Source organism: Pseudonocardia sp. McavD-2-B (assembly GCF_024124365.1).
In the GTDB taxonomy this organism is placed as follows: Bacteria; Actinomycetota; Actinomycetes; order Mycobacteriales; family Pseudonocardiaceae; genus Pseudonocardia; species Pseudonocardia alni.
Genome location: NZ_JAMXSG010000421.1, coordinates 1 through 3259, shown reverse-complemented (window position 1 = coordinate 3259; position 3259 = coordinate 1). Strand labels below are relative to the sequence as shown.

The following is a 3259-nucleotide window of genomic DNA, read 5'->3' as shown; positions in this document are numbered from 1 at the left end:
GCCCCCGGAGCCGGTCCCCGGCCCGCCCGCGCTCCCGGTCCGGACGCCGGCGTCGACGGACGGACGGCCGCCGCGGTTCCGCCGCCGGGTCCACCGGATCGCCCCGGCCGACCATGCGGCGCTGCGCGCGCAGGCCGCCCGCCACCGCGTCACACCGACCGCGGTGCTGCTCACCGCGTTCACCGACGTGCTCGCCGAGTGGGCGGGTGCGGGCGGGTTCGGCGTGCTCCTCACGCTCTTCGACCGCCCGCCGGGCACCGCGGGCGTCGTCGGGGACTTCACCTCACTGGTCCTGCACGGCACTCCGGACACCCCGCACCCGGTGTTCGCCGAGCGCGCCGCCGCCACCCAGGCCCGGCTGTTCGACGAGCTCGACCACCGCGCGGCCTCCGCGCTCGACGTGCTGGCCGAACGCTCCGCCCGCACCGGCGCGGTGCACCGGGTGCCCGTGGTGTTCACCAGCGCGCTCGGCCTCGACGACGGCCGGTCCCTGGAGTGGATCGGCGAGCAGGTCGCCGCGCTGTCCTCCACCCCGCAGGTGTGGCTGGACCACCAGGTCGTCGAGGTCGCGGGCGAGCTGCGGCTGCAGTGGGACGGCCCCGAGGGCGTCCTGCCCGACGACGAGCTGGACGCCGTCACCGCCCGGCACGCCGAGCGGGTACGCCTGCTGGCCACCGACCCGGCGGCCTGGGGACCCGTCCCCGACCCGGCGGACCCGGCTCCTTCCCCGGTTCCGGCCCCTCCGGTGCCCGCCCCGGGGGCGACGGTGCGTGTGGACGCGGCCGACGCGGTCATCCCGCTGCGTGGCGGGGACGACCCGGACCGGCCCGCGCTCGTGCTCGTCCACCCCTCCGGCGGGGACGTGCTCTGCTACGTCGAGCTGTCCCGGATGATCGACCGCCGGTTCGACGTGCTCGCCGTCGCCGACCCCCACCTGTCGCTCCCGGCGCCGCACCCCGACGCGCCGGAGACGGTGCCCGCCCTCGCGGCCGCCCACCTGGCCGCGCTGCGCGCCGCCGGACGGCGCGGGCCGTGGCTGCTGGGCGGCTGGTCGATGGGCGGCACGCTCGCCCAGGAGATGGCCGTCCAGCTGACGGCGGCGGGGGAGTCCGTCCCGCTCCTGGTCATGGTCGACTCCAACGACCCGGCGCACATCCGGCCGGTCCCCGGCACCGGGGCCGAGCTCGACCGCGCCGTCGCCGTCCGGCACCTGCGGGCGCTGGAGGCCTACCTCGGGGCGGACCTCGACGCCGACGGTCTCACCGGACCCGGCGCCCCGCCCGAGCTCGTCGCGGCCGTCGCGGACCGGCTGCGCGACCACGGCCTGCTGGGCCGGGCCGAACCGGACGCGGCCGTCGTCGGGCGGCTCGCGGTGATGGCCCGGCACCTGCGGGCGCTGGCCGCCCACCGGGCGCGGCGACTCGACGCCACCGGCACCGCGACCGTCCTGGTCCGCGCCGACCGGCGGGCGCCCCGCAACTCCGGCATCGGCATGGGCGTCGACGACACCCCGCCCGGTGCCGGGCCCGACCTCGGCTGGTCGGCGCACCTCGCCGGCCCGCTGCACACCGTCGGCGTCGACGCCCACCACTACGGCGTGCTGCACCGGCCCGCCCTCCCCGACGTCGGCGCCGCGATCGACGCGGCGCTGCTCGCACTCCTGGAACGGATCGCATGAGACGACTGCTCACCGCGGGCCTGCTGGCCTGCGCCGTCCTCGCCGGCTGCGCGGCCCCGGCACCCACCGCCGCCGGTCCGGCGGACACGGTCCGCTACGTCGCACCCGGCTCCGGCGGCGCGGCCGTCGACGACCCGCACGGGATGCTTCCCGCCGAGAGCGACATCGTGCGGATGGCGCTCACCTACGACGTGCTGACCGTCCCGGGCGACGACGGCTCCCCGCAGCCCCGGCTGGCGACGTCGTGGACCCCGGACCCCACGCTGACCCGCTGGACCGTCCGGCTGCGCGACGACGCCGTGTTCACGACCGGTGCGAAGGTCCGGGCCGCCGACGCGCTGTTCTCACTGCGCCGGATGGCGTCGAAGTCCGCGGAGAACTTCGGCCGGACGGCCATGTTCGACCTCGCCGCCTCCCGCGCCACCGACGACACCACGCTGACGCTGGTCACCCGGGCGCCCTACGCCGAGGTCGGGACCGCGCTGATGGGCGCCACGTTCGTGGTACCCGAGGGCAGCACCGACGTCACCTCCGGCCTCGTCCCGGGGTCCGGCCCGTTCCGGCCGGTGCGCTCCGACGCCCAGACCACCGTGTTCGAACGCAACGACTCCTGGTGGGGCCCGCGGCCGCCGAGCCGGGTGATCGAGGTGCGGGCGCTGGCCGACCCGCAGGCCCGCGCCCAGGCCGTGCTGTCCGGTGAGGCCGACCTCGCCGGCAGCGTCCCGCCCACCGCCGCCGACCAGGGCGCGGCCGCCGGCCTGACCGTGGTCCGCAAACCGGGCGCGACGATGTACCCGCTGGTCATGCGCACCGACACCGCGCCCTTCTCCGACCCCCGGGTCCGCGAGGCGATCCGGCTCGGCGTCGACCGGCGCCAGCTGCTCGACGCCGTGTTCGGCGGCAAGGGCACGCTCGGCAACGACCTGATCACCCCCACCGACCCGAGCAGCCCGCGTGACCTCCCGCAGATCGAACGCGACGTGCCCCGCGCCCGCGCACTGATGGCGCAGGCCGGCCTGGCCGGTGGCGTCGACGTCACGCTGCACACCACCACCGCCTACCCGGGCATGGACACCGCGGCGACCCTGCTGTCCCAGCAGCTCGCCGAGATCGGGGTGCGGGCGCGCATCGAGGTCGGCCCGCCGGACACCTACTTCAGCACCGTCTACGGCGCCGAGCCGTTCTACGTCAGCTTCCTCGGCGGCATCCCCTTCCTCGACGTCGTGCGGGTGGCGCTGACCCCCGGCTCGCCGACCAACGAGACCGCCTGGGCGGACCCGTCGTGGAACGCCCGGCTGGCCACCGCGCTGGCCGAGCCGGACACCGCGAAGCGCCGCGCCGGGCTCGGCGCCCTGCAGACCCGCCTGCGCGACGAGGGCGGCTACCTCGTGTGGGGCGTCGGCGACCGGCTCGACCTCGCCGCACCCGGGGTGACCGGGGTGTCCCCGGCGATCGGGTTCGGCGCCGGCTTCCTCGACCGGGTGCACCACGACCGATGACCGACGTCCGACCGGGCCGGGCGCCGGGCCGCAGGCGGGCGGTGGCCCGTGCGGCGGCCCGCGCCGTCCTGCGCGCCGCCGG

2 protein-coding genes are annotated in these 3259 nt (G+C 77.7%); both read left to right on the top strand.

Annotation, left to right across the window (positions count from 1 at the left end; all coding sequences use genetic code 11):
* Positions 1–1678 (top strand): thioesterase domain-containing protein (locus NH602_RS29575; RefSeq protein ID WP_253069529.1); only part of this gene is annotated, 1678 nt, incomplete at its 5' end.
* Entirely contained in the window at positions 1675–3177 is a 1503-nt protein-coding gene (locus tag NH602_RS29570) for an ABC transporter substrate-binding protein (protein ID WP_253069528.1), read from the top strand. The genes NH602_RS29575 and NH602_RS29570, both read left to right, overlap by 4 nt.
* Positions 3178–3259 lie beyond the last annotated feature (82 nt).